General features: G+C 69.2%; 24 protein-coding genes. 14 read left to right on the top strand and 10 right to left on the bottom strand.

Going from position 1 to position 24650, the window contains the following annotated elements; translation table 11 throughout:
• Positions 1-53: 53 nt before the first annotated feature.
• The 4 genes from ACQPYM_RS07005 (at position 54) to ACQPYM_RS06990 (ending at position 4153) form a co-directional block, all read left to right on the top strand.
• A complete protein-coding gene (locus ACQPYM_RS07005; RefSeq protein ID WP_433016626.1) occupies positions 54-881 on the top strand; it encodes an alpha/beta fold hydrolase in 828 nt (275 codons plus the stop codon).
• A gap of 67 nt (positions 882-948) precedes the next feature.
• Complete coding sequence (locus tag ACQPYM_RS07000; RefSeq protein WP_433016623.1) at positions 949-2187, top strand: serine/threonine-protein kinase; 1239 nt, start codon at positions 949-951, stop codon at positions 2185-2187.
• Positions 2188-2250: 63 nt separating this feature from the next.
• On the top strand, positions 2251-2853 hold the full coding sequence (locus ACQPYM_RS06995) for an ArsR/SmtB family transcription factor (RefSeq protein WP_433016620.1): 603 nt from the start codon (positions 2251-2253) through the stop codon (positions 2851-2853).
• Positions 2854-2890: 37 nt separating this feature from the next.
• Positions 2891-4153, top strand: coding sequence for an MFS transporter (locus tag ACQPYM_RS06990; protein ID WP_433016617.1), 1263 nt, complete (start codon positions 2891-2893; stop codon positions 4151-4153).
• On the opposite strand, the gene ACQPYM_RS06985 is transcribed toward ACQPYM_RS06990, so the two are convergent.
• On the bottom strand, positions 4130-5452 hold the full coding sequence (locus ACQPYM_RS06985; protein ID WP_433016614.1) for a hemolysin family protein: 1323 nt from the start codon (positions 5450-5452) through the stop codon (positions 4130-4132). The two genes, ACQPYM_RS06990 and ACQPYM_RS06985, sit on opposite strands and share 24 nt — an antisense overlap.
• Before the next feature lie 188 nt (positions 5453-5640).
• Here ACQPYM_RS06985 and galT point away from each other — a divergent pair, with 188 nt between their 5' ends.
• Together galT and galK are read left to right on the top strand one after the other, a co-directional pair.
• Entirely contained in the window at positions 5641-6690 is a 1050-nt protein-coding gene (gene galT, locus ACQPYM_RS06980; RefSeq protein ID WP_433016611.1) for a galactose-1-phosphate uridylyltransferase, read from the top strand.
• Positions 6687-7817: a galactokinase gene (galK, locus tag ACQPYM_RS06975; protein WP_433016608.1), complete on the top strand. Its 1131-nt coding sequence runs from the start codon at positions 6687-6689 to the stop codon at positions 7815-7817. Before galT ends, galK begins: the two co-directional genes overlap by 4 nt.
• A 14-nt stretch (positions 7818-7831) precedes the next feature.
• Here the strand turns inward: galK and ACQPYM_RS06970 are convergent, their stop codons facing one another.
• Positions 7832-9064, bottom strand: coding sequence for an MFS transporter (locus ACQPYM_RS06970; protein WP_433016605.1), 1233 nt, complete (start codon positions 9062-9064; stop codon positions 7832-7834).
• 24 nt (positions 9065-9088) lie between these two features.
• Positions 9089-9904 carry a DeoR/GlpR family DNA-binding transcription regulator gene (locus tag ACQPYM_RS06965; RefSeq protein WP_433016602.1) on the bottom strand — a complete coding sequence of 272 codons (816 nt, stop codon included), beginning with the start codon at positions 9902-9904 and terminating at the stop codon, positions 9089-9091.
• A gap of 121 nt (positions 9905-10025) precedes the next feature.
• Here ACQPYM_RS06965 and ACQPYM_RS06960 point away from each other — a divergent pair, with 121 nt between their 5' ends.
• The gene (locus tag ACQPYM_RS06960) at positions 10026-11171 is read left to right on the top strand and encodes a GNAT family N-acetyltransferase (protein WP_433016600.1); all 1146 of its coding nucleotides are present in this window, start codon (positions 10026-10028) and stop codon (positions 11169-11171) included.
• Between the two features lie 93 nt (positions 11172-11264).
• Entirely contained in the window at positions 11265-11924 is a 660-nt protein-coding gene (locus tag ACQPYM_RS06955) for a GNAT family N-acetyltransferase (protein WP_433016597.1), read from the top strand.
• A 26-nt stretch (positions 11925-11950) separates the two neighbouring features.
• Here the strand turns inward: ACQPYM_RS06955 and ACQPYM_RS06950 are convergent, their stop codons facing one another.
• Positions 11951-12835: an NAD-dependent epimerase/dehydratase family protein gene (locus ACQPYM_RS06950; RefSeq protein ID WP_433016594.1), complete on the bottom strand. Its 885-nt coding sequence runs from the start codon at positions 12833-12835 to the stop codon at positions 11951-11953.
• Positions 12836-12994: 159 nt separating this feature from the next.
• On the opposite strand from ACQPYM_RS06950, the gene ACQPYM_RS06945 reads away from it, so the two are divergent.
• The 4 genes from ACQPYM_RS06945 to ACQPYM_RS06930 all read left to right on the top strand — a co-directional run bounded on the left by ACQPYM_RS06945 (position 12995) and on the right by ACQPYM_RS06930 (position 16631).
• Positions 12995-13867: a CAP domain-containing protein gene (locus tag ACQPYM_RS06945; protein ID WP_433016591.1), complete on the top strand. Its 873-nt coding sequence runs from the start codon at positions 12995-12997 to the stop codon at positions 13865-13867.
• 186 nt (positions 13868-14053) lie between these two features.
• Complete coding sequence (locus ACQPYM_RS06940) at positions 14054-15052, top strand: CAP domain-containing protein (RefSeq protein ID WP_433016588.1); 999 nt, start codon at positions 14054-14056, stop codon at positions 15050-15052.
• A 262-nt stretch (positions 15053-15314) separates the two neighbouring features.
• Positions 15315-16232, top strand: coding sequence for a hypothetical protein (locus ACQPYM_RS06935; protein WP_433016585.1), 918 nt, complete (start codon positions 15315-15317; stop codon positions 16230-16232).
• A gap of 138 nt (positions 16233-16370) precedes the next feature.
• Entirely contained in the window at positions 16371-16631 is a 261-nt protein-coding gene (locus ACQPYM_RS06930) for a hypothetical protein (RefSeq protein ID WP_433016582.1), read from the top strand.
• A gap of 9 nt (positions 16632-16640) precedes the next feature.
• Here ACQPYM_RS06930 and ACQPYM_RS06925 read toward each other — a convergent pair whose 3' ends face one another.
• Both ACQPYM_RS06925 and ACQPYM_RS06920 read right to left on the bottom strand, forming a co-directional pair.
• Positions 16641-17864, bottom strand: coding sequence for an NADP-dependent isocitrate dehydrogenase (locus ACQPYM_RS06925; protein ID WP_433016579.1), 1224 nt, complete (start codon positions 17862-17864; stop codon positions 16641-16643).
• A gap of 48 nt (positions 17865-17912) precedes the next feature.
• Complete coding sequence (locus tag ACQPYM_RS06920) at positions 17913-18872, bottom strand: GlxA family transcriptional regulator (RefSeq protein ID WP_433016576.1); 960 nt, start codon at positions 18870-18872, stop codon at positions 17913-17915.
• 70 nt (positions 18873-18942) lie between these two features.
• On the opposite strand from ACQPYM_RS06920, the gene ACQPYM_RS06915 reads away from it, so the two are divergent.
• Together ACQPYM_RS06915 and ACQPYM_RS06910 are read left to right on the top strand one after the other, a co-directional pair.
• Positions 18943-19728: an MBL fold metallo-hydrolase gene (locus ACQPYM_RS06915; RefSeq protein ID WP_433016573.1), complete on the top strand. Its 786-nt coding sequence runs from the start codon at positions 18943-18945 to the stop codon at positions 19726-19728.
• Positions 19729-19846: 118 nt separating this feature from the next.
• Entirely contained in the window at positions 19847-20317 is a 471-nt protein-coding gene (locus ACQPYM_RS06910) for a lamin tail domain-containing protein (RefSeq protein WP_433016570.1), read from the top strand.
• Between the two features lie 2 nt (positions 20318-20319).
• Here ACQPYM_RS06910 and ACQPYM_RS06905 read toward each other — a convergent pair whose 3' ends face one another.
• The 4 genes from ACQPYM_RS06905 to ACQPYM_RS06890 all read right to left on the bottom strand — a co-directional run bounded on the left by ACQPYM_RS06905 (position 20320) and on the right by ACQPYM_RS06890 (position 24597).
• Positions 20320-21648, bottom strand: coding sequence for a M1 family metallopeptidase (locus tag ACQPYM_RS06905; protein ID WP_433016567.1), 1329 nt, complete (start codon positions 21646-21648; stop codon positions 20320-20322).
• Positions 21649-21681: 33 nt separating this feature from the next.
• Complete coding sequence (locus ACQPYM_RS06900; RefSeq protein ID WP_433016564.1) at positions 21682-22545, bottom strand: MOSC domain-containing protein; 864 nt, start codon at positions 22543-22545, stop codon at positions 21682-21684.
• An 81-nt stretch (positions 22546-22626) separates the two neighbouring features.
• The gene (locus tag ACQPYM_RS06895) at positions 22627-23427 is read right to left on the bottom strand and encodes a spermidine synthase (RefSeq protein WP_433016561.1); all 801 of its coding nucleotides are present in this window, start codon (positions 23425-23427) and stop codon (positions 22627-22629) included.
• A 21-nt stretch (positions 23428-23448) separates the two neighbouring features.
• Positions 23449-24597, bottom strand: coding sequence for a glycerophosphodiester phosphodiesterase (locus tag ACQPYM_RS06890; protein ID WP_433016558.1), 1149 nt, complete (start codon positions 24595-24597; stop codon positions 23449-23451).
• Between the last annotated feature and the right edge of the window lie 53 nt (positions 24598-24650).

The raw sequence follows: 24650 nt of genomic DNA, 5'->3' as shown, positions 1-24650 counted from the left end.
CTCGACATTTCGCCGTTTTCCGGAGTAGGCGCCACTTTCCTACAGTGATCGTCATGAACGAGACCGAGTTGCTGCTGGCCGACGGACGCACGCTGCACGTGTACGACACCGGTCACGGCGACCTCCCCGTCTGGTGGTCGCACGGCACACCGAATCTCGGCGCACCACCCGAGCCGCTGCTCGAGAAGTCTGAACGGCTCGGGCTGCGCTGGTTCTCTTTCGACCGGCCGGGGTACGGCGGATCGACGCCGGCGCCCGGTCGCACGATGGCGTCGACCGCCCACGACCTCGCTCAAGTCGCCGACTCCCTCGGCATCGACCGCTTCGCGGCAGTGGGGTACTCCGGCGGCGGGTGCTACGCACTCGGCGGAGCCGCCACCCTCCGCGATCGGGTGCAGGCCGTGCTCACGCTGGCCGCGATCGCGCCGTACGGCGTGGACGGGCTGGACTGGTTCGGCGGGATGCTCCCGTCGGGAGTGACGTCCCTGCGAGCGGCGCTTGGCGGTCGCGAGGTGAAGGAGGCGCACGAGGCCTCGGGGATCGAGTACGACCCGGAGTTCACGGCGGCTGACCTGGCGATGTTCGACGGCCCGTGGTCGTGGCTCGGGTCGGTCGCGTCACGCGGGATGGACGCGGGTCCGTACGGGTTGATCGACGACGACATTTCCTATGTGACTCCCTGGGGCTGCGATCCGGGCAGCATCACGGCGCCGATCCTGCTGCTGCACGGCGAGCAGGACCGCATCGTTCCGAGCACCCACGGGTTCTGGCTGGCGAACCACTGCCCGACCGCCGAGTTGCGGCTCTTCGCCAAGGACAGCCACATCTCGGTGCTGGCCCACGCCGCCGACGGATTGGATTGGCTCCGCGCTCGGCTTTGACCGAATGCGCCCGGCGGTTTCTGGGTACGCGCATGCGATGAGGCCAGCTGGAGATACCACCGAACTGGTGGCCGGGCGTTATCGGCTGGGCGATCCCCTGGGTCGCGGCGGAATGGGCGAGGTCTATCGCGCCACGGACGAAGTACTGGGTCGTGAGGTAGCGATCAAACTGCTGCTGCCGGTCCGGGAGGGTCTTGCGGCCGCACAGCGTTTCCAGCGGGAGGCCCGGGCCGCCGCCATGCTCTGCGATCCGCAGGTGGTGGCGACGTACGACTTCGGCCGGCACAATGACGCCTTCTATCTCGTGATGGAGCTGGTCGAGGGCCGGACGCTCAGCGAGGAGCTGAAGCGCAACGGGCCGATGGAGCCCGACCGTGCCCTCGGCATCGTGCGGCAGGTGGCGTCCGGCCTGGCCGATGCTCATCGGCACGGACTCATCCATCGCGACATCAAGCCGGGCAACCTGTTGCTCACCGCCGACGACCAGGTGAAGATCGCCGACTTCGGCATCGTGCGGATCCTCGGCGACATGACGACCACACTGACCGCGACCGGGCAGATCGTCGGCACCAGCCACTACCTCGCCCCTGAGCGCGCTCGCGGCGAACCAGCCGGGGCGGCGTCGGACGTCTATGCCCTCGGCTGCGTGCTCTACCAGTTGGTGACCGGCCATCCGCCGTTCATGGCTGACGATCCGGCCTCGATCATGTACCAGCACGTCGAGACCATGCCGACTCCCCCGAGCGAACTGCGGCCCCAGCTCGCCGGGGAGTTCGAGGCGTTGTTGTTCTGGATGCTGGCCAAGGATCCCGCCGACCGCCCGACAGCCGCACAGATCCTCGCCGGCGCCGTCCCACCGGCCATCGTCCCGACCCAGCCGTTGCCGGTCGTGCCGATCCCCCACAACCGCCGCTCGCGTCACCGTCTCGTCGCCGCGGCCGCCGTCCTGGCGATCGCGCTCATCACCACCCTGGGCTTGGTCCTCGACGCGAAATCGGACAAGCTGCCGGCCACGACCGAGTTCAAACCCCCGGCAGCATCGATCCCCAGCACTCCGGCCCCGCCGCCGTCCCCGGCGCGGAAGCCGACCACCGCCACCACCTCCGCGCCGGCCAAGCCGACTCCTTCCCGCACCCAGTCCGCGGACGCCGGCGCCTCGGCCAAGTCCGACGAAAAGGCCAAGGAGCAGAAGGCCGAGGACAAGAAGAAGGACGAGGAGAAGGCGAAGGAAGCCGAGGAGAAGGAAGGCGAGGGGAAGGAAGGCGAGGGGAAGGGCAAGCAGGAGAAGTCCGGCCGCAAGGACTGACGCTCACCCGGGCATTCCAAGCAAAGGCTTGACATCTGGTTTCGTGCGCGTCATATTCCAAGCATGTCTTTGGAATCTTCGGACGACGCGCGCCGGCGGCGGTTGCTGGACGACCCGCTGGCGATTCGGGCGATGGCGCATCCGGTGCGGCTCGAGTTGCAGACGCTGCTGGGCAAGGAAGGGCCGCTGACCGCGGCGGAGGCGGCGCGGCGGTTGGGGATCAGCCAGGCGTTGGCCTCACATCACCTGCGGCAGCTGGCGAAGTACGACTTCGTGGAGGCCGTGCCGGGCAAGGACAACCGGGAGCGGCCGTGGCGGCTGGTGTCCACCTCGCAGTCGTGGCGCGATGTCGACCTGAGTCCGGAAGCGGCCGCGGCGGCGGACGTCTTGGAGCAACTGATGGCCGAGCGGGCGCTGGGCAGCCTCGCCGACTGGCAGCAGCGACGGAGCAGCGAGGACCGCGTCTGGCGCGAGAACTCGGGCATCAGCCGCACCGGCATCTACCTGACCGGTGAGGAGCTGGCCGAGCTCGAGGAACAGCTCGAGGCGCTGCTCATGCGGTACGTCGATGAGAGGCCGATCGACGACAAGTCCACCCGGCCACCGGGGAGCCGGCTGGTCGACATCACCCGCATCGTGATCGTGTCACCGGCCGATGAGTCATGAGGACTTTCCTCCTGACCGTGCCACGGGCTGAAGAGTCATGAGGACTTTGTGGGAGGTGCTCGCGCGGCAGCGCGACTATCGGCTCGTGCTCAGCGCCGGTCTGGTGTCGCTGACCGGCGACTGGATCCTGCGGACCGGGCTGGCGTTCCAGGTCTACGTGATGACCGGATCGACGCTGGCGTCGGGCGGGCTACTGCTCGCGTCGTTCCTGCCGTTGGTGCTGCTCGGTTCGCTGGCCGGGGTGTTCGTCGACCGGTGGGACCGGCGGCGGACGATGATCGTCACCAACGTCCTGCACGCCGTGGGATTGCTGCCCCTGTTGCTGGTCCATGACGAGAACCAGCTCTGGGTGATCTACCTGGTCATCCTGGCACAAGGTTGCCTTCAGCAATTTTTTCGGCCGGCCGAGCAGTCGCTGGTGCCGTTGCTGGTCGAGCCGCGGCAACTCGTCACCGCCAACTCACTGAACAGCCAGACCAACGACATCGCCCGTCTGGTCGGCGCCGCTCTTGGCGGAGTACTGGCTGCAGCGGGAGGGCTTCCCCTGCTGGCGTTGGCGGATGCTGCCACTTACCTCGTGGCGATGGGACTCCTGCTCGGCGTACGGCATCGACCGGAGCGGGTGGTGGCGGAACGCGCTCGCGGCGTCCGGTCCGCAGTACGGGGGTTGCGGGACGAGTGGGTCGAGGGGATCCGGATCTGCGTTGGCGGGCAGGCGATGCGGCTGGTGTTCGTGTTCGGGTTGGTGACCGGGGTCGGCGAGGGCGCGATGAGCACTCTGTTCGCGCCGTTCGTGTCCGCCGAGCTGGGCGGCGACGGTACGGCGTACGGGCTGATCACCTCGTCGCAGGCGGTCGGCGGGATCGCGGGCGGGCTGATCGCGGCGGCGGCCGGGCCGCGCTTCTCGGCGGCGAAACTGTGGGGGTTCGGGGCGGTCGCGTTCGGGCTGATCGACCTGGTGATGTTCCTGTATCCCTTGTTCTGGGACGGTTTGACGCCGGCCTTCGTCTGCATGATCGCGGTCGGCATCCCCGGCGCGTTCCTGACCGCCGGGCTGATGACCGTGATCCAGCGGCTCACCGACGACGCATCCCGCGGCCGGGTCTTCGGCGCACTGTTCGCGGCCGAGGGCGCCGCCCTGCTGGTCGGCATCACCGCCGCGGGACTGCTCGGCGACGTCGTCGGCATCATCCCGGTGCTGGTCGCCCAGGGACTCGGCTTCTTCGTCGGCGGCCTGGTCGTCCTCAGCCGTCTGGGCGTCCTCAGCCCGGACGCGTCACCGGCCGAGGTCCGGCTCTAAGTCGGCCGGCGCCGGCTCGCCGGTGGTGACGAGGTGGACGCGGACCCGGGAGACGCGGCGGCCGTCCATCTCGGTGACGGTGATCTTGTAGCCGTCGACGGCGCCTTCATCGCCGACGGACGGGACCCGGCCGAGCTGGGCGGCGAGGAAACCGGCCACCGTTTCGTACGGGCCGTCCGGCAGCTCGACACCGGTCTCGTCGGCGAAGTCGTCCAGGTTGAGCAGGCCGTCCACCTCGATGTCGCCACTGCGCAACCGGGTGGTCTCGGCCGACTCCTCGTCGTACTCGTCCTTGATGTCGCCGATCAGTTCCTCGACCAGGTCCTCGAGCGTGACGATGCCCGCCGTACCGCCGTACTCGTCCAGCACGATCGCCAGGTGCGTGCTCCGCCGGCGCATCTCGGTCAGCGTCGGCAGCAGCTTGGCCGTGTCCGGCAGCATCAGGACGTCGCGCGCGAGGTCGCCGACCCGGACCGACCGGGTGGCGACCGCCGGGTCGAACAGGTCCCGGACGTGCACGAACCCGACGATGTCGTCGGCCGAGCCGTTCATCACCGGATAGCGCGAGTGCGGCCGCTCCGCCGCGAACTTCACCGCCTTGTACGCCGGCATCTCCGCGTCGACGAAGTCCACCTCGGTGCGGGGCAGCATCAGTTCGCGGAGCTGGCGGCTGCCGGCCTCGAACACGTCGTCGACGATCCGGCGTTCCTCCTCACCGAGCGACTCGTGCGCGGAGACGATCTCGCGCAACTCCTCGTCCGACATCACCTCGCGGTTCGCGTTCGGGTCGCCGCCGAGGGCGCGGACGACCAGGTCGGTCGACCTGGACAGCAGCCAGATCACCGGTCGCGCGATCGACGCGATCCGGTCGACCAGCGGGGCCAGGCCGAGCGCGAACATCTCGGCTCGCTGCAGGGCGAGCCGCTTGGCCGCGAGCTCACCGAGCACGATCGAGACGTAGGAGATGGCGATGGTGATCAGCACCAGCGCGGCCGTGCCGGCGACCGACTCGGGCAGGCCGAGGTCTTCCAGGTGCGGCGCCAGTCCGTCGGCGAGGGTCGCGCCACCGAAGGCGGCGGACAGGAACCCCATCAGGGTCACGCCGATCTGGACGGCGGACAGGAAGCGGTTCGGGTTGGCGGCCACCCGGGCGACGGTTTCGCCGCGCTTGCCGCGCTGGGAGATCGACTTGAGCTGGCTGTCCCGCAGGGAGACCAGCGCCATCTCGGCCGCGGCGAAGACGCCACCGATCAGGACGAAGACGAAGATCAGGACGATGTTGAGCAGGGTCTCGTTCATGAGCTGGGGATTCCTAGCGCCCTCTCCGTGTGGTCAGGGGAGGGCGCGATGGTAGGGCGACGTCCATCGATCCAGCCTACCGGTGGCTGGTCCAACGATGCATGTTTGAATATGTTGGTTTACGATGGTTTATGGCTAGGTTTGTTTCACCAGCGCCGATTCCCGGCGCTATCCCGGAAGGTCGGACGATGAACGCCACCCCCCGCGGTGCCCGCCGGACGGACACCACCCTGTCCGACGGCCGGCAACTGATCTACTACGACCCGGCCGACGCGCCGGTCCGGGTGCCGCTGGAAGACAGCCGCGGCCTGCCCGCACCGAAGCCGCAGGCGGAGTTCCGGACCGACCCGCTGACCGGTGACGTGATCACCTACGCCACCCATCGCAACACCCGCACCTACCTGCCGCCGGCCGACCAGTGCCCCCTGGACGCCAGCAAGCCGGGCAAGCCGACCGAGATCCCGGACCACGACTACAACGTCGCCGTCTTCGAGAACCGCTTCCCGTCCTTCTCCGGACCCGGCCGGTGCGAGGTGGTCTGCTTCACCAGCGACCACACCAAGTCCTTCACCGAACTGTCCCAGGGCCAGGCCCGGCTGGTCGTCGAGGCCTGGGCCGACCGGTCCGCGGAGCTGGGCGCCCGGCCCGACGTCGAGTACGTCTTCGCGTTCGAGAACCGCGGCCGCGAGATCGGCGTGACGCTGAGCCACCCGCACGGCCAGATCTACGCCTACCCGTTCCTGCCGCCGCGGATCAAGACGCTGATGGCGCGCGCCCGGGAGTACCAGGAAGTTGCCGGGAGCAACCTCTTCGCCGACACCCTGGCCGCCGAGCGCAAGGACGGCAGCCGGGTCGTGGTGGAGAACGACACCTGGACCGCGTTCGTCCCGCAGGCTGCCCGCTGGCCGGTCGAGGTGCACCTCTACCCGCAGCGCCAGGTCGCCGACATCTCCGACCTGACCGGCCAGGAACGGGACGACTTCACCGAGCTGTACCTCGACGTACTGAACCGCTTCGACGGACAGTACGGCGACGCCCTGCCCTACATCGCCGCCTGGCACCCGGCGCCGGTCCGGGTCGACCGCGAACTCGGCTACCTGCACCTGGAGCTGTTGTCGATCCGGCGGGCCAAGGACAAGATCAAGTACCTCGCGGGGTCGGAGTCGGGCATGGGCGCCTTCATCTCCGACACCCTGCCCGAGCTCGTTGCCGAGACACTGCGGAAGGTTGGTTCGTGAGCAAGTTCGTGGAGGTCTTCGGCGCCGAACCCGACGGTGTCTGGCGCGCACCCGGCCGGGTCAACCTGATCGGCGAGCACACCGACTACAACGACGGCCTGGTGCTGCCGATCGCACTGCCGAACCAGATCACCATCACCGGCTCGGCCCGTACCGACGGCGTGGTCGTGGTGGCCACGGCGGGTCAGGACGGGATCATCTCGTTCGACCTCGACTCGCTCAGCCCGGGCTCGGTCGGCGACTGGGCGGCGTACCCGGCGGGTGCGGCGTGGGTGCTGCGCGAGGCGCAGTACGAGATCGGTGGCGCGAACCTGCTCGTCGAGTCGGACCTGCCGTCCGGCGCCGGGCTCTCCTCGTCGGCCGCGTTGCTCTGCGCGACAGCCGTTGCCCTGCTGGGATTGCGCGACATCTCTGTGGATCCGGCGGAGGTGGCGCGCCTGGCGCAACGCGCGGAGAACCAGTACGTCGGTGCGCCGGTCGGCCTGATGGACCAGATGGCGTCGATGTGCTGCACCGCCGGCCACGCCCTGTACTTCGACATCCGGGCGATGAGCACCGACCAGATCCCCTTCGACCCGGCGGCCGACGGTCTGGCCTTGCTGGTGGTCGATGTGAAGGCACCCCACCGGCATGTCGACGGCGAGTACGCGGCCAGGCGCCAGTCCTGCGAACAGGCCGCGGCCGAGCTCGGCGTACCGGCGCTTCGCTCGATCGCCTTCGAAGACCTGGACGACGCCCTGTCCCGGCTCTCCGACGACGTCGTGCGCCGCCGGGTCCGCCACGTCGTCACCGAGATCCGCCGGGTGGAGGAAGCAGTCGCCCTGATGCGCGCCGGCCGTCTCCGCGACGTCGGCCCCCTCTTCACCGCCTCCCACGCCTCCCTCCGCGACGACTTCGAAATCACCGTCCCGGAACTGGACGTGGCCGTCGACACAGCGCTGGCAGCAGGAGCCTTGGGTGCCCGCATGACCGGCGGCGGCTTCGGCGGCTGCATCATCGCCCTGGTCGAGTCCTCCGAGGCCCCCGCAATCCTCACCGCCATCGAAAAAGCCTTCGCCGAAAACACTTTCCCCACCCCCACCTCCCTGGACGCCACCCCCTCCCCCGGCGCCTCCCGCATCTCCTGACCTGGCCGGCGCCCTCAGCTGTTCTGCTGAGCCTTCAGTTCGCGGCGGATGGTGGGAGCGAAGGCGAGGGTGGCGGTGAGTTGGAGGAGGCCCATGACGACGTACGGGGTCTTCAGGTTGGTTTGGTGGGCCAGGAGGCCGGCGGAGACTGCTCCCAGGGGGGCGGCGCAGAAGGCGACCATGCGGTAGACGGAGGTGACTCGGCCTAGCAGGGCGGGTGGGACCAGGCGTTGGCGGAGGGTGATGGTGACGACGTTCCACCAGGTGCCGGCCAGGCCGAGGATGGTGGTGGCGATGGCTACTACGACGATGGCGCTGACTACTCCGAAGGTGACGATGGCCAGGCTGGAGATGACCATCGACGCCAGCAGGCTGGCAAAGATCGGGAGTCGCTTCGAGAAGCGGGGGGCCAGCAGCGCGCCCAGGACGCCGCCGATGGCGTAGATCGCGACCAGCCAGCCGAAGCCCGCTTCCGGGAGGCGTAGTACCTCGAGGACGTAGAGGACGAGGATCGCGACGATGCCGGCGGCGACCGCGTTGACGACGACCAGGAGCAGGCAGAGCGAGCGCAGGAGTTTGTGCCGCCAGAGGAAGGTCAGGCCCTCCTTGAGTTCGCGGCCGAGGTGGCGGTCGGTGGCGCGTTCGCGGGGCGGGGAGGCGTGCCGGATCGAGAAGATCAGGATCGCGGCGACGGCGAAGGTGATCGCGTCGATCAGGATCGGCAGGCCGTGGTCGAGCACGAACAGCGCCGCGCCCACCGGCGGGCCGATCAGGTTGGCCAGGACGAGCAGGGAGATCTGCTGGTAGCTGTTGGCCCGTTCGAGGGATTCGCCGGCGACGAGCTCCGGGATGATGACGGACGAGGCGTTGTCGAAGAACGGCGCCAGCAGGCCGAGGGCGAACCCGGCGACCAGCAGGATCGGGATGTTCGCCAGGTCCAGCAGGATCAGTGTTGCGAGCGCTCCCGCCACGACCGCGCGAAGGGAGTCGACGATCCACATCGTGGAAGTCCGCCGCCAGCGGTCGACCATCACGCCGGAGACGAGGCCGAGCAGCAACCAGCCGGCGCCGGCGACCGCTTCGCTGAGCGAGATGATCCGCGGGTCGCGGGTGAACGATGCGGCCAGCAACGGCAGTGCGCCGAAGGTGATGCCGCTGCCCACGAACGAAACGGCCCCCGCTACCCACACCACCCAGAACTGCCGTCCCAACGGCGTCGCCGACTGCCGCGTAGCGCTGCTTGTCACTGGGTGATCGTCACTGGGCGACGGTCATTGAGCAATGGTCAGAGCACAGCCGGTTTCCTGCAGCGCCTTCTTGGCTTGCGGGGTGATGCCGGGATCGGTGATGACCAGGTCCAGGTCGGACCAGGTGGCGAACGTGCTGAGGCCGACGGTTCCCCACTTGGTGTGGTCGGCGAGCAGCACCACCTCGCGGCTGGCGGCGATGAAGGACCGGTTGGTTTCGGCTTCCATCAGGTTAGGGGTGCTGAGGCCGTGCTCCGCGTCCACCCCGTGCGCCCCCAGGAACAACATGTCGAGGTGCAGCGACTGCAGGGCGGCGGTCGCGATCGGACCGACCAGCGCATCGGACGGCGTACGGATCCCGCCGATCAGTACTACGGTGCGATCCGACCGGCCGTTGCCGTGGAACACGTCCGCGATCCGGGCCGAGTTGGTGACCACCGTGAGGTTCTCCACCCGGAGCAGCTGCCGCGCGAGCGCGTACGTCGTCGTACCGGCGCCGATGCCGATCGCGCTGTCCGGCTGGACCCGGCGGGCCGCCTCGATCGCGATCGCCTGCTTGGCGGCGGACTCCTGGGTGAGCTTGGCGTCGAACCCGGGCTCGTGCGCGCTGCGCAGGCCGACCGAGGTCGCGCCGCCGTGCACCTTGTGCAGCAGCCCGCTGGAGTCCAGCGCGTCCAGGTCGCGCCGGATCGTCATGTCGGACACGCCGAAGCGCTCGACCAGCTCGGCCACCGTGATCGCACCCCGGCTGTTGACCTCGGCAACGATCGTGGCCTGGCGCTGGGCGGCGAGCTGACCGCCCCGGCCACGGGACGGTTCGGTGGGTCCGGCTGCGTTCACAGCGACAGCCTAAGGTCTGAGCTGCCCGATCGCGCCGGGATTGTGGCGGCGGGTGTGCCGCGACGCGCCGCCGGCCGAAATGGCGTTGCCGCCGCGGGGTCCGCCTTGTCAGGCTGGCGGCATGCGATTCCCCGAGGACGTCCCCACCCTGACCGACGGCGTTGTGACGCTGCGTGCGCACACGGTTGCGGACATCCAGCCGCTGTACGACGTGTGCCAGGACCCGGAGATGCAGCGCTGGACGACGATCCCGCTGCCCTACGAGTACCAGCGCGCGGAGCAGTACGTGACCGAGCTCATCCCGGCCGGCTGGGTCAAGGGCAATTCCTGGGCCTGGGCGATCGACTACGACGGGCGCTACGCGGGCACCATCGACCTGCTCCCGGAGGACCGCATCGTCGGCGAGGTCGGGTTCTCGGTGGCGCCGTGGGCCCGGGGCAACGGGGTGGGCACCCGGGCGGTGAAGCTGGTCGTGCGGCACTGCTTCGACGAGGGCTTCCAGCGGGTGACCTGGCGCGCCTATGTCGGCAACTGGGGCTCCCGGCGGGTCGCGTGGAACAGCGGCTTCCGCAACCTGGTGACAGTGCTGGGCAGTGGCGTGGCCCGTGGCGTTCGCAAGGACGAGTGGGTGGCATCGATTGCCCGCGACGACGAACTGGAGCCGCAGGGGCGCTGGTGGAAGGTGCCGGTGATCGAGACCGATCGGGTGCGGTTGCGGCCGTTGCGAGGTACCGATGCCAAGCGGGTCGCAGAGGCCTGCAGCGACAAGCGGACCCAGAAGTGGCTGGCCGGTCTCCCGAATCCCTATCAGCTGGAGGATGCGGAGGGCTTCATCGAGGGCCGGCTGGAGTTGCTCGCGAGCGGCGAGGCGGTGTCCTGGGCGATCGCCGACCCCGAGACCGATGAACTGCTCGGCAACGTGAGCGTGTTCGACCTGAAGAACCGGATCGACAAGACGATGGCCGAGGTCGGCTACTGGGCGCACCCCGAGGCTCGCGGCCGTGGGGTGATGTCGGCGGCCGTCCGGTGCGCGATCAGGCACGCGTTCACGCCGGTCGAGGACGGCGGGCTGGGCCGGCGCCGGCTGGTGCTCTTCGCTGCCGAGGGCAACGCTGCCTCCCAGCGGGTTGCCGAGGTCAACGGGTTCACCCGGACCGGGCGCCAGCGCGCCGCCAGCCCGGGGCGGGACGGTGAGTTCCGCGACCTGCACTGCTTCGATCTGCTGGCCACCGACGAGTGGCCGGGAAAGTCGCCGGAAACGTCGTGAAAACTCGTCCGGAGGGACGAATCGGCGGCTTGTTGATGACAGCCGACACTTCTTCCTCTCGCCGTGGAACGTTCTGACTGGTTGAATCAACGAGTGAGAGATCGTGAGGAACTCGTCCGCCGCTGGCAGGCCGGGTGGTCTGTATCGCGGGGCTGGACCACAGTCGAGGATGACAACGACGGGATCCTGACCGTCCGCGCGGGTGAGGAGAACCGCGCGATGGAGTACGTCGTACTGGACGCGGACGACAAACCCGAGCGCGTCGAGCGCGCGGCGGAGCTGGCCAGGGCCGCGGGCAGCGGCCGGGGCGCCGGCTGGGTCACGCTCGCGACCGACGACCGGGAGGCCCGGATCGACCAGCTCGAGGATCTCGGGCTGGAGGTGCAGCGCGACCAGGACTGGCTGATGACGATTCAGCTGTCCGAGCAGCCTGCCCTCAAGCTGAACGAGCGGTACGCGCTGCACACCGAGCTCGAGTCCGACCTGATCGTCACCCGGGCGACGCTGCACGGCGGGGTGGTCTCCAGCGGCCGGATGGCGGTGGTCGGCGAGGACGCCGTCGCTGACCGGATCGAGACCGACCCGGCCCACCGGCGGCGCGGGCTGGGCAGCGCGGTGATGGCGTCACTGGTGGAGACGGCCGCGGCCCAGGGCGCCAAACGCGGCATCCTGATCGCCTCCATCGACGGCCTCCGCCTCTACCGCAGCCTCGGCTGGAAGGTAGTCGCCGACATCGTCATCGCCCGCACCTAACCCGCCGCTCCCACGGCAGCGTGGGGTCAGCGGATGGTGGCGGTCAGCGCTTCGGCGGTGGGAGTCGGAGCCAGGCCGAACGTGTTCTGGGCGTCGGAGGAGTCGAGCACGAACGGCGCCCGGAACTGGTACTGCAACTCGCGAATCTCCCGCGCCTGTTTGTTGAAGAATCCTCCCAGCCAGAGCGCCGCCGGCGGCATGGTCGACAAGCGAGGCTCGGGCGCTCCGGCGATCGCGGCTGCCTGCGCCGCGAGGTCGCGGATCGACACCGGCGGCGGAGTCGGCACATGCCACACCCGGCCCAAGGCACTCTCGTCAGACGCGACAGCGACCAGCGTGCGCGCGACATCCTCAACAGCCGTCCAGCTGTGGAGCACCTCGAGATCAGCCGGTACGGCGGTCCTCTTGCCGGCCAGTACGCCGGGCAGCACCGCCACGGTGCAGAACGACATCGCACCGGCCCCCAGATAGTCCGAGCCCCGCACCTCCGCAGTACGGATCGGCGCCGCCAGCGCGTCGGCCCAGACCTTCGCCCTGACGCGCCCCTTCGAGGAGTTGGGCCGGTCCGGGTCGCCCTCCTTCATCGGCCCGGTCGGCCGGCCATAGGCGTAGAGGTTTCCGGTGGTGAGCAGTACGGCGCCTGTCGACTCAGCCGTCTTGATCAGCGAAGCGCCCAACGGTGGCCAGTCGGTGAGCCATCGGTCGTACGCCGGTCCGCCGCAACTGAAGACCGTCTCGGCCCCGGCAACGAGCTTTGTCAGTACTGCGGAATCGGTCGCATCCGCCGCCACCTTCTCCACGCCATCCGGCCCGGTGCCGCTCCTGGTGACCACGCGAACCTGCTCCCCGCGCTCGACGAGGAGCCGCGCGACCGCAGTACCGACTGGACCAGAACCGACGACGACTCGCATGGTCCAGGACAGTACGGCCGGTCGTAAGAGGTTTGTCAAAGCGGGGGTGAGGTTTGTCGCGAAGGGTCGTGGGTGGTGGCGAGATCCGCTAGCGTCCCTCGGGCATGTCACTGGGGATCACGGGGATCGACGGATGACGACGAGAGGCTCGCAGGCTCCATGAACGACGCACCACACGATCCCTTCCAGCAGCACGAACCCGTACCACCGCGGTCGCACGGCCGCCGCAGGAAGCAGCGCGGTGGCGTGGCCGGCCCCATCCTCGGCGCGTTGACGGTTCTCGTTCTGCTGGCCGGCGCCGGCTGGTACATCAGCCGCGACGAGACGAAGACGACCAGCCAGGACAAGCCGCTGACGACCCTGGAGACGATCGACTCGGCCACTCCGCGGGACGACGCCAGCCTGCCGACGCCGACGCCGACCCCCACGCCGACCAAGACTCCTTCGGCCACGCCGTCCAGGACGCCGTCGAAGAAGCCCAAGCCGACCGCGACGCCGACGCGGTCGACCACCGCGCCGAGCCGCGACGGCACCCGGTCGCCCTCTCCGACGCCGACGAAGACGAAGAAGCCGACGCCGAGCCCGACCCGGACCACGACGCCGACCCCGACGAAGTCGACGAAGCCGCCGGCACCCACTGGTGGAACCGAGGCGCAGGTCCTGCAGCTGACCAACAGCGAGCGCAGCAAGGCCGGCTGCGGTCCGCTGCGCACCAACAGCGCGCTGACCCGGGCCGCCGACCTGCACGCGGCGGACATGGTCGCGCGGCACTACTTCGACCACACCAGCCTGGACGGCCGGTCGCCGTTCGACCGGATGAAGGCCGCCGGCTTCACCGGTGGCGCGATGGCCGAGAACATCGCCGTCGGCTACAAGAGCGCGGCCGCCGTGGTGGACGGCTGGATGAAGAGCGAGGGCCACCGCAAGAACATCCTGAACTGCGACTACACGATGATCGGCATCGGCTACGACGCCGGTCAGGTGAAGCCCGACTGGGGCAACGGCAGCTGGGTGCAGAACTTCGGCGGCTGACCGCCGAAAAGACCTGAATCTCAGGGGTTCGTTAAGACGCTTCAAACGCCCGTAACAGTGACCTCGCAATTCGGTTAAGGTCACTGATCGGCAACCAGGGGGGCCTGGCACCGCCGGGGGGACAACGCACCACGGGGAACGACGGACTTCCGGTAGTACGACGAACTGAAGAGGACTCGCCCATCCATGACGGACTCGCCTGCCCCTGGGCGGCACCGCAGCAGGAAGGCCCCACGACGCCGAGGCCTGATCGGCCCCATCGTCAGCTCGCTGTCGGTGCTACTCGCCATCGGACCCGTGGTCTGGGTGATGACGGCTCGCGACGGTTCCGCTGTCGCCGAGAACGACGCCACCAAGGTGCTGAACGTTGCCGAGGACAACTCCGGCCCGGCCGCGATCGAGGGCGGGCGTTACGGCCCCGGCAAGGCCAAGGTCACCACAACGCTGCCGAACGGCCGGACCACCACGATCACCCCGACCGGTACGCCGGCGCTCGGCTCGGCCCAGTCGACCCTGGACAACCTGAACACCCCGGACACCCCGGACACGCCGGTGCCGTCCGGCGTACCGACGACGGTGATCAGCACCGCGCCGGCCGGTGGGGTGGAGACGGTCACGATCACCCCGGCGCCGCCGCGCAAGACCAACGGGCACAGCAAGCCGAAGCCGCGGCCGTCGACGCCGGGGCCGAGCAAACCGACGAAGACCCCGAGCGAGCGGCCGACCAAGACGCCGACCGCCTCGCCGACGCCGGACGACCCGCCACCGCCGCCGGGTGGTGGCGGCACGAACGCGCAGGAGCGTGAGGTCCTCGACCTCACCAACCAGGCCCGGAGCAACAAAGGCTGCCGGCCGCTGAAGCTGGACGACAGCCTGGTCGAGGCAGCCGGTTCGCACGCGTCGGACATGGTCCGCCGGCACTACCTGGACCACACCAACCCCGACGGCGAGGGTCCGGGCGACCGGATGGCCAAGGCGGGCTGGCAGGGCTCCGGCTGGGGCGAGAACATTGCCGCCGGCTACGAAAGCCCGCAGCGGGTCTTCAAGGCCTGGATGAACAGCGACGGTCACCGGGCCAACATCCTGAACTGCAAGTTCACCAAGATCGGCATCGGGTTCGACCCGGGCCAGGTCAAGTCCGACTGGGGGCCGGGCAGCTGGGTGCAGGACTTCGGTCGCGACTGACCGAAGGACGTTGTTCGCAGCACCGTTTGTTCGCAGCACCGAATTGTGCAGCACCGATTTGTGCAGGACCGCGGCCGACATTGTCCGCCGGGCACCGGGTTCGCCGCAGGCACTGTGGCGAACCGACAAGGATTGTCCGGTTGACCGCCGATCACCGCGGGTAGATCCGTCCTTGCGATGCCATCGGGCGCCCCTCACGGCGCCACGGTGAGACGAATGAGGCACGTCTTGGGGGCGCGACCGTGAAGGGAACACGCACGTAATGTCAGAGCGTTCAGCTGCCGGACGGCGGCGCAGCAAGAGAGCGGCGGCCCGGCCGGAGTCACGCGGCCGGCGGATCGCCGTGGCGATCGGCACGGTCACCCTGGTGATCACACCGATCTCCTGGATCCTGCTGCACGAGCCACAGGCGGACCAGGCCGATGCCGCGGTCCCCTATGTCACCCGGACCGACGACACCTACATCAAGACCTCGGCCAAGCCGGCCGTGGCGACGCCGGAGGCCACGACACCGGCCGGTACGCCGACCCCGGTACCGACACCCGGTACGCCGAAGCCGACCGAGACCCCGAGTGTCCCGGGCGAGACCCCGACTCCCACGGACGGCCCGACCACGGACCCGACCGGCGGGCCGACGGCACCGACCGAGGGGCCGACACCAGGCCCGACCGAGGTCCCTAGCACCCGCTCTACCCCGCGGGACCCACGCAGCCAGGGCACCCAGCCGACGCCGACGCCGGGCGACGACACTCCCTCCAGCACGCCGACCACGACCACACCGACCACCACCACGCCACCGCCGCCGCCCGCGGACGACGGCAACATGTCGGGCGCCGAGGTCGAACTGTTCAGGCTGGTGGACAACGCCCGGACCGATCGCGGCTGCGCGCCGCTGCGGCGCAACAGCGACCTGAGCGGAAGCGCGGGCGCCGAGGCGAAGGAGCGGGCGGAGAGCGGCAACGTTTCCGCCACCGGTTCGTCCATGGCCGCCACCGGTGGCGATGGCGTCACCGCGAAGGCCGCTTTCGACAAGCTGAAGAGCACGAGCTCGGGCACGTTGTTCAACTGCGGACTGCGCGAGCTGGGCGTCGGCCAGGACGACGCGGACTACTGCAAGACGAGGCTGGTGGTCTGCCTCAGCAGCGGGACGCGCGAGGCCTGGGTGGTCGACTTCAAGTAGCCGGCTGGTCACTCAGAACGGCGGCTCGCGGACTGTGAGCCGCCGTTCTGGCCGCCCGGTGGGATGATGGGCGAAGGTGCTTGAGTCGCCCGGCGGCACGGGGTTAGCTTGAGCCTCCACCGAGCTGCGGGAGGCCGGATGTACGGCGAGCGCGACGATCTCGATCCGGCCCGGCCCGCGTTGTACGGCATCCCGCCGGACGCGGTCGCCGACGAGCGCCCGGACCGCCGGCCGGAGGACGCCAAACGGGTCGGGTTGAGCCGGCACACCGAGGAGGGCGCGGTCGTGCATTTCGTCGCCCACCTCGACCGGGCCAAACCCGGGCACAAGATGATGGCCTGGATCCTGCTGGTCACCTTCGTGGCGCCCGCGATCTACACCCTGCTCCTCTTGCTCTAGCGACACGCGTCAGCGCGCGGCGGACTTCTTCTGCAGGTTCTCGTCGAGGGCGGCCAGGAACTCCTCCGTGGTGAGCCATTCCTGGTCCTTGCCGACGAGTTGGGCCAGGTCCTTGGTCATCTGGCCCTGTTCGACGGTCTCGACACAGACCTCTTCGAGCATGGTCGCGAAGCCGGTCACCTCCGGGGTGTTGTCCAGCTTGCCGCGGTGCTTGAGGCCGCCGGTCCAGGCGAAGATCGACGCGATCGGGTTGGTCGAGGTCGGCTTGCCCTGCTGGTGCTGCCGGTAGTGCCGGGTGACCGTACCGTGCGCCGCCTCGGCCTCGACGGTCCGGCCGTCCGGGCTCATCAGCACCGACGTCATCAGGCCGAGCGAACCGAAGCCCTGGGCAACGGTGTCGGACTGGACGTCGCCGTCGTAGTTCTTGCAGGCCCAGACGAAGCCGCCCTCCCACTTCAGCGCCGAGGCCACCATGTCGTCGATCAGCCGGTGCTCGTAGGTCAGCCCGGCCTCAGCGAACCGCGGCTGGAACTCCTCGTGGAAGATCCGCTCGAAGATGTCCTTGAAGGCACCGTCATAGGCCTTCAGAACCGTGTTCTTGGTGGACAGGTAGACCGGGTAGTTGCGCTGCAGCCCATAAGCGAACGAAGCCCGCGCGAAGTCCTCGATCGACCGGGTGAAGTTGAACATGCCCAGTGCCACCCCGCCGTCGTCGCCGTAGTTGGCGACCACGTGCCGGATCGGCTCGGAACCGTCGGCCGGGGTGAAGGTGATGGTCAGTTCACCGGCGCCGGGCACGGTGAAGTTCGCCGCCTTGTACTGATCGCCGTGCGCGTGCCGCCCGACGATGATCGGCTTGGTCCAGCTCGGGACCAGCCGCGGGATGTTCGAGATGACGATCGGCTCGCGGAAGATCACCCCGCCGAGCAGGTTGCGGATCGTGCCGTTCGGCGACGGCCACATCTTCTTCAGGCCGAACTCCTCGACGCGCTCGGCGTCCGGCGTGATGGTGGCGCACTTGACGCCCACCCCGTGCTGCTTGATCGCCAGCGCGGCATCCACGGTGACCTGGTCGCCGGTCGCGTCGCGGTGCTCGATGCCGAGGTCGTAGTACCGCAGCTCGAGGTCGAGGTACGGGTGGATCAGACGGTCCTTGATGAACCGCCAGATGATCCTGGTCATCTCGTCCCCGTCGAGCTCGACGACGGGACTGGTCACGGTGATCTTGGCCATAGGTGCCTCTCAGACGGCGGTTATCTTGACGTCAAGATAAAACCCGATCTATCTTGACGTCAAGACAGTTCGCCGGCCGAACTCGTGCCGGTGCCGCTGCGGAGTCGTACCGAGGACGAGGTGGAAGTGATGCCGTAACGCGGCACTGCTGCCGAATCCGCTCTCCACCGCGACCCGCTCGACCGGGTGATCCGTTGTCTCCAGCAACAATCTGGCCCGGTCCAGCCGTTGCCGGAGCAACCAGGCCTGCCCGCTGCTGCCGGTGCGCGCCCGGAACTGCCGGGTGAAGGTCCGCCGGGACAGCGCGACCGCCGCGGCCCACTCGTCCAGCGAGATCGGCTGGTCCAGCCGGGACCGGGCCCACACCATCGCCCGCTCGATCACGTCGTCCGACGGGTCCGGCGGCACCGGGACCGGGATGTACTGCGCCTGCGACCCACTGCGATGCGGCGCCACCACGATCATCCGGGCCAGCCGCTCCGCCAGTTCGACGCCATGGTGCGTCCGGACCAGATGCAGACAGCAGTCGAGCGAAGCCGCAGTACCGGCGGAGGTGACCAGGTCGCCGAGGTCCGACCAGAGGACGTCGGCCCGGACGTGGATCTTCGGGTACTGCGTCGCAAGGCGCTCGGCCCAGCGCCAGTGCGTGACCACCTCCCGGTCGTCGGCGATCCCACTCGCGGCCACCAGGAAGGCGCCGATGCAAAGGCCGACCACCGTCGCACCACGGGCATGAGCGGCCCGGATCGCCTCGACGAGCACCCCGGACGGCTCGAGCCGGGGATCCCAGCTCGGCAGGATCACCAGGTCGGCCTCGGCCATCACGTCCAGCCCGCGCTCGACGTGCAGACCGAACCCGGCATTGGTGTCCAACCGCCCAGGCCGCTCGGCACACACCTGTACGTCGTACTGGCGCTCGCCGCCGGCCCGGTCGCCGAGCACCAGGCAGGGCACGGAGAGGTGGAACGGGCTCATCCCGTCGTAGGCCAGAACCGCTACCGATCGCATGGCCCGATCTTAAGGAAGAGTGTCCTCCAGGCCAATGGCTCAGCGCCCGCCGAGGCCGAAGGATGGACCCATGAAGCTCACCCACATCGGAGGACCGACCGCAGTGCTCAGCATCGGCGGCCTCACCCTGCTGACCGATCCCGCCTTCGACGAACCGCGCGACTACCCGTTGGGCGGCGGCCGCGCGCTGACGAAACTCACCGGGCCCGCGCTGCGGCCTGACCAGCTCGGCCCGATCGACGCCGTGCTGCTCTCGCACGACGAGCACCCGGACAACCTCGACGACTCGGGCCGCGAGTTGCTCTCCTCGGTTCCGGTGGTGCTGTCGACGCCGGGCGCGGCGGACCGGATCCCCGGCGTCCGCGGCCTGGAGAACTGGGAACCCGTCGAGCTGGACCGGCCCGACGGCGGCACGCTGGTCGTCACCGGCCTTCCCGCGCGCCACGGCCCGGAGGGTTGCGAGCCGCTCACCGGCTTCGTCACCGGGTTCCTGTTGAGCGGCTCCGGCCTGCCGACTGTCTATGTGTCCGGCGACAACGCCTCGGTCGACCTGGTCGAGGAGCTCACCACCAGGTTGGCGGCCGGTAGCATCCCCGGCGTCACCGCCCGGACGGTCGACATCGCAGTACTGTTCGCCGGTGCCGCGCGCACGCCGCTGTTCGACGGCGCTCCGCTGACGCTCACGTCGGAAGCCGCGGTGGAGGCAGCTCGGCTGCTGGCGCCCGCGGTCATCGTTCCGGTCCACACCGAGGGCTGGGCGCACTTCTCCGAAGGCCCTGACGTCCTCGCGAAGGCCTTCGCCGACGCCGGGCTGCCGCTTCAACTTCCGCCGGCCGGAGAGGCATTGTCACTCTGAGTGTACCGACCCCTTGACGGATACGGAGGGTGACTTTATCGTTCTACGCGCCGGGGGGAATCCGGCAGACAGACTTCATCGGGCCGGGGGGAATCGGCCCACAGCCGGAAGGAACTCCATGTTCGTACGTCGCTTCAGCCTGCCCGCCGCCGCTGTCGCCACCGGTGTCGCCGCCGTCGTCGGCCTGGCCACCGTGCCGTTGCCGGCGATGGCGGCCAGCACCGTGGTGCTGTCCGGGATCCAGTACGACCCGGCCGGGACAGACACCCGAACCAACGCGCACCTGAACCAGGAGTTCTTCACCATCCGCAACCTCAGCACCCGGCCGCGCAATCTGTCCGGGTTCAGGGTCAAGGACGTCGCGAACCACACCTACGTCTTCCCGAGCGGCTACGTACTCGCCGGCCGGACGACCGCGATCATCCGGACCGGCCGCAACCGCAACACGGCCACCACCCTGTACTGGAACCAGTACAACTACATCTGGAACAACACCGGCGACACCGCCCGCTTCCAGACCCCGGCGGGCGTGACCTTCGACTGGTGCAGCTACACGGCGATGGCCGGCCGCACCCGCGTGGCTTGCTAGTACTAGTACATCTGGTGTGAAGTCCAGAAGGGCGCCAGGTCCTTCGTGGTGGCAGCCTCGGCGGCAGACTTGAAGTCGCCGGGGGTGGCCACCCCGTACCACTGGGACGTGGCGTAGTCCTTCATCAGCTTCTCCATCGCGGGAGTGCCGATGAAGCGCTGCAGGTCAGCCAGCATGCAGGAGCCGTACGTGTAGACGTAGCGGCTCCACCCAGCACCGTGCTTCTTCCAGAAGCCCATGTCGTTGGTGATCCGCGCATCGAGCTGACCCGGCCAGCAATCGGGCTGGCTGTCACCCCAGTGCAGGTACGACGAGTACGTCGCGAAGGACTCGTCCAGCCAAGGGTCGGCGTACTCGTTGTTGCCCACGATCCCGTACCACCACTGGTGAGCAAGCTCGTGCACCACCGGGCCTTCCTCGTTGGGCGGCGCGATGAGCAGCACGAAACCCGGGTACTCCATCCCGCTGAAGCCGACCCAAGTGTCGTTCAGCACCAGGTCGACCTCGCCGTACGGGTACTTGCCGAACCGGCTGCTGAAGTCGTCGATCGCCGCCACGCCCTTCGTCCGCGCGTCGGTGACCGCGCCCGCCGTCACCGTGCCGGTCCACCAGGTGCGCACCTTCACCCCACCGGGAGACGTCACCACGGACTGCTTGAACGGCCCGGCCGAGAAGGCGAAATCCCTGACCTGCTTGGCGATACTCGTCGTCGTGACCGTCTTGCCCCGCTGCGCCGTCGAGGTGACCCCGGTCGCCGGCACCAGCAAGGAGGCCGGGTGGTGCAGCCGTACGGCGAAGTCGGCGGCGAGCGTGTAGTAGCTCTCCCCCATGCCGAGATCCGGCTCGAGATGCCAGCCCGCCTGGTCGTGGACCGCGAGCACCGGCAGCGCATTGCCGAAGAAGCTGTACGCTCCCGCCTGGCCAAACCGTTCCAGCCGCCGCGGCGCCGTCACGGACAGGTCGAAGGCGATCTCCATTTGCTTGCCGGGAGCAAGCACTTTGCCGAGTTTCACCTGCAGGGCAGTGCAGTTCACGGTCGGTGTGCCCGGCGTCCCGCCCTCGAAGCGGCTCAGCTTCACCGGTGACTTGCACCCGTCCCAGGTGTTGCCCCAGATCCTCAGGTAGACCTCGCGCAACGCCTTCCCGGTGGTGTTCGTGAAGACGATCCGCTCGCGCCCCGTCCAGGTCCGCCCCGTCGCGTCGCTCGTCAGCCGCACGTCGTACTGCGGTTTACCCGGCCCGCGCTGGACAATTTCTTTGCCCTGAGCAACGGTCGGCACCGTCGTGGTGAGCAGAGCACAAGCGAGCAGGAGGACAACAAAACGGCGCACGGCAGACTCCCCAGGTTCGTGGAGTCTCGAACGCTAGCGCGCCGAGGGTGCGGGGTCGTCGCCTTCGGGCAGCCAGTCGTGTACCAGGATCTCATCACCCACGGCGACAATGCCCGGCGTCAGGACGGACGCTTTCATGCCGAAGCTGACCCCGCCGCCGTAGTCGGGCTGCCGCCGGTACGTCGCCAGCGTGCGGGTCGGCTCGGGACCGCGCTTCTCCCCCGTGGCCTGGTCGACGGTCGGGACGGCGCAGCGGATCGAGCGAGCGGCGTAACCGAACTCGGCCTCGCCCACCGACGCGCGCAGTACGCGATCTTCGGTGTGCGCCTCGGGCCAGCCGGCGACGACGATGTTCGGCCGGAAGCGGTTCATCGGGATCGCCTCGCCACCGGAGGCCACGATGCGTTCGTTCAGCCCGTCGAGCGACGACAGCGAGGTGATCAGCAGCGCGTGCGCGTCACCGAACCCGGTCAGGCCCTGGTGCACACCCCAGCCCGGCCGCTCGTGCTCCGGCGTGACCCGGACCAGCGCGACGGGCCGGCCGAGCCGCTCCGAGAACCACTCGTCGGCCGCGGCGTCCTGAGCCACCCCGGCCCCGAACCACTTCCCGAACAGGCTGACGTCCCGCCGCTTCCCGTCGTACGCGACCGGTACTTCGAGCTCGTCGGCACCGTCGGCGGACAACCTGAGCGCGTCGCCATCGGCCAGTACTTCGGCGCGCAGCGGCGCCATCGCCGGCACGGTGCGCTGACTGAGGAAGACACCTTCCGGATCGACCAGCATGAAGGTCCGGTCGTGCCGCAGCCCGGTGCCGGTCAGCTCGGCACGCTCGACGGAAACCCCGGCGAGACCCTTGACGGGGTAGTAAGTCAACGCGGCGACCTTGGCATCAGACACCGGGCCAAAATACCTGCCGCCAGGCGCGCCCAGCGCCCGCGTTGACCGAACCTGACCGCGGATTGTCCAGTTCGGCCCGGTTCAGCGGCCGAAAGTGCCGGCCGGCGCGGCCGGCGACGCGAAACCCTCGGCATCGGTCAGCGGCACCGCCTTGCCCGCGAGCTCAGCCAGCGGGAGCACCTCGTACGGCGGTTGCGCGCGCGAGCCGGCCGGCTCGGCGACCGGAGTACGGGAGCCGACCAGGACGACGTTGCCGAATCCCTTGCCGCGCAGGACCTTGCGTTCGGCCAGCACCAAGCCGTCACCCAGCCCGGCCCGGAGCGTCGCGGCGACCCGGCGGACGAACCCCAGTCCGGCCGTCCCGTCGATCAGGTTGAACACGAGCGCCCCCGACGGCCGCAGAATCCGGGCGCACTGGGCGACGAACTCGGCGGTGACCAGGTTCGCCGGGACGGCCTCGCGGACGAAGGCGTCGACGATCACCACGTCGGCCGAGTCGTCGTACAGGCCGGTGATGCCCTCGCGGCCGGTCACGCCGCGGACCTTGATGCCCGAGCGCTTCGGCAGCGGCAGCGTCTCGCGGACGAACTCGGTCAGATCCTCGTCCGGCTCCAGCACGATCTGCCGCGAGCGCGGGCGGGTGACGGCGACGTACCGGGCCAGTGTCAGCCCGGCACCGCCGACGTGCACCGCGGAGATCGGCTGCCGGCGCGGTGCGATCAGGTCGAGTACGTCCCCGATCCGGCGGACGTACTCGAACCCGAGATGGGTGGGGTCGGCAAGATCGACCTGCGACTGCAGCGACCCGTCGACGCGGAGGACGAACGTCCCGTCCGCCTCGGCCTCGACGGTCGCCGTACCACTGGCTACCTTGCGTTCCACCCGGTCATCTTGTCAGCAGGCTCACTTGGACTCGGCCTCGGCGGCCAGGGCGATGTCGGCGTTGTCGGAGAAGAGCCCGTCGATCCCGGCCTTGCGGAACGCCGCGATCTCGGCGAACAGGTTGCCCGAGTCGTCGGGCACGGCGGAGCTGCGGAGGTTGACCGGGAGGAAGGTGTTCTCGACCCGGAACGTGTACGGGTGCACGACCAGGCCGGCGCGGTGGGCGTCGCGAACCAGCGGGGTCGGCGTACCGAGCTTGCCGGTGCTGTCGAGCGGGATCACCTGGTCCTTGGCCGGGCCGACGCCGTCGGCGTACGTCGCGACCTCCTGCAGGCCCTTGGCCGAGACGACGTCGGCGTACGTGCGCTTGTCACCGCTGACGACGAAGTCGTACGGCGCGCCGGACGAGCTGGTCAGCTGGACCAGCGGGACCCGGAGCTGCTTGTCGAGCGCCTTCAGGTTGGCGACCTCGAAGGACTGGACGAACACCTTCGCGTTCGGGCGGTTGAGGCCGTTGCGGTTCAGCGTGCTGACCAGCGTCGGCTCGAGCGCGAGGCCCTGCTGCTGGAAGTAGGTCGGGTGCTTGGTCTCCGGGTAGATCCCGATCGGCCGGTCGAGCTCGCGGGACAGCCGCTTGGTCAGGTCGATGACCTCCTGGAGGGTCGGGACCTGGTACTTCCCGTCGAAGACCGTGTTCTGCTGCCGGAGCGCCGGGATCCGCTCCTTGGCGCGCAGCGTCTTCAGCTCCTGCAGCGTGAAGTCCTCGGTGAACCAGCCGGTCAGCGGGGTGCCGTCGAGGACCTTGGTCTTCTTCCGGGCGGCGAACTCCGGGTGCGCGGCGACATCGGTCGTGCCGCCGATCTCCGGCTCGTGCCGGGCCACCAGGACGCGGTCCTTGGTGGTCACCAGGTCCGGCTCGATGAAGTCGGCGCCCATCCGGGCGGCCAGCTCGTACGCCGCCAGCGTGTGCTCGGGGCGGTAGCCGGAAGCACCACGGTGTCCGACCACCACGAAGTCGTCGTGCTTGGCGGTACTCGTGGCGACCGTGGTGGCGGCGGTAGGGGCGGTCTGCTTGGAGGTGTCGGATACCTGGGGGACCAGGACCGCGGCGACGACGGCCACTGCGGAGGCGGTCACCGAGACGTTCCGGCGGGACAGCACCGTTCTCATCGAAATTTCTCCTTATAAGTCAGATACTGCCAAGTCAGGGACTGTGCACACCC

Source organism: Kribbella sp. CA-294648 (assembly GCF_050943845.1).
Classification (GTDB): domain Bacteria; phylum Actinomycetota; class Actinomycetes; order Propionibacteriales; family Kribbellaceae; genus Kribbella.
Note: the sequence above shows the minus strand (reverse complement) of the source record. Positions and strands in the feature narration are given on the sequence as shown.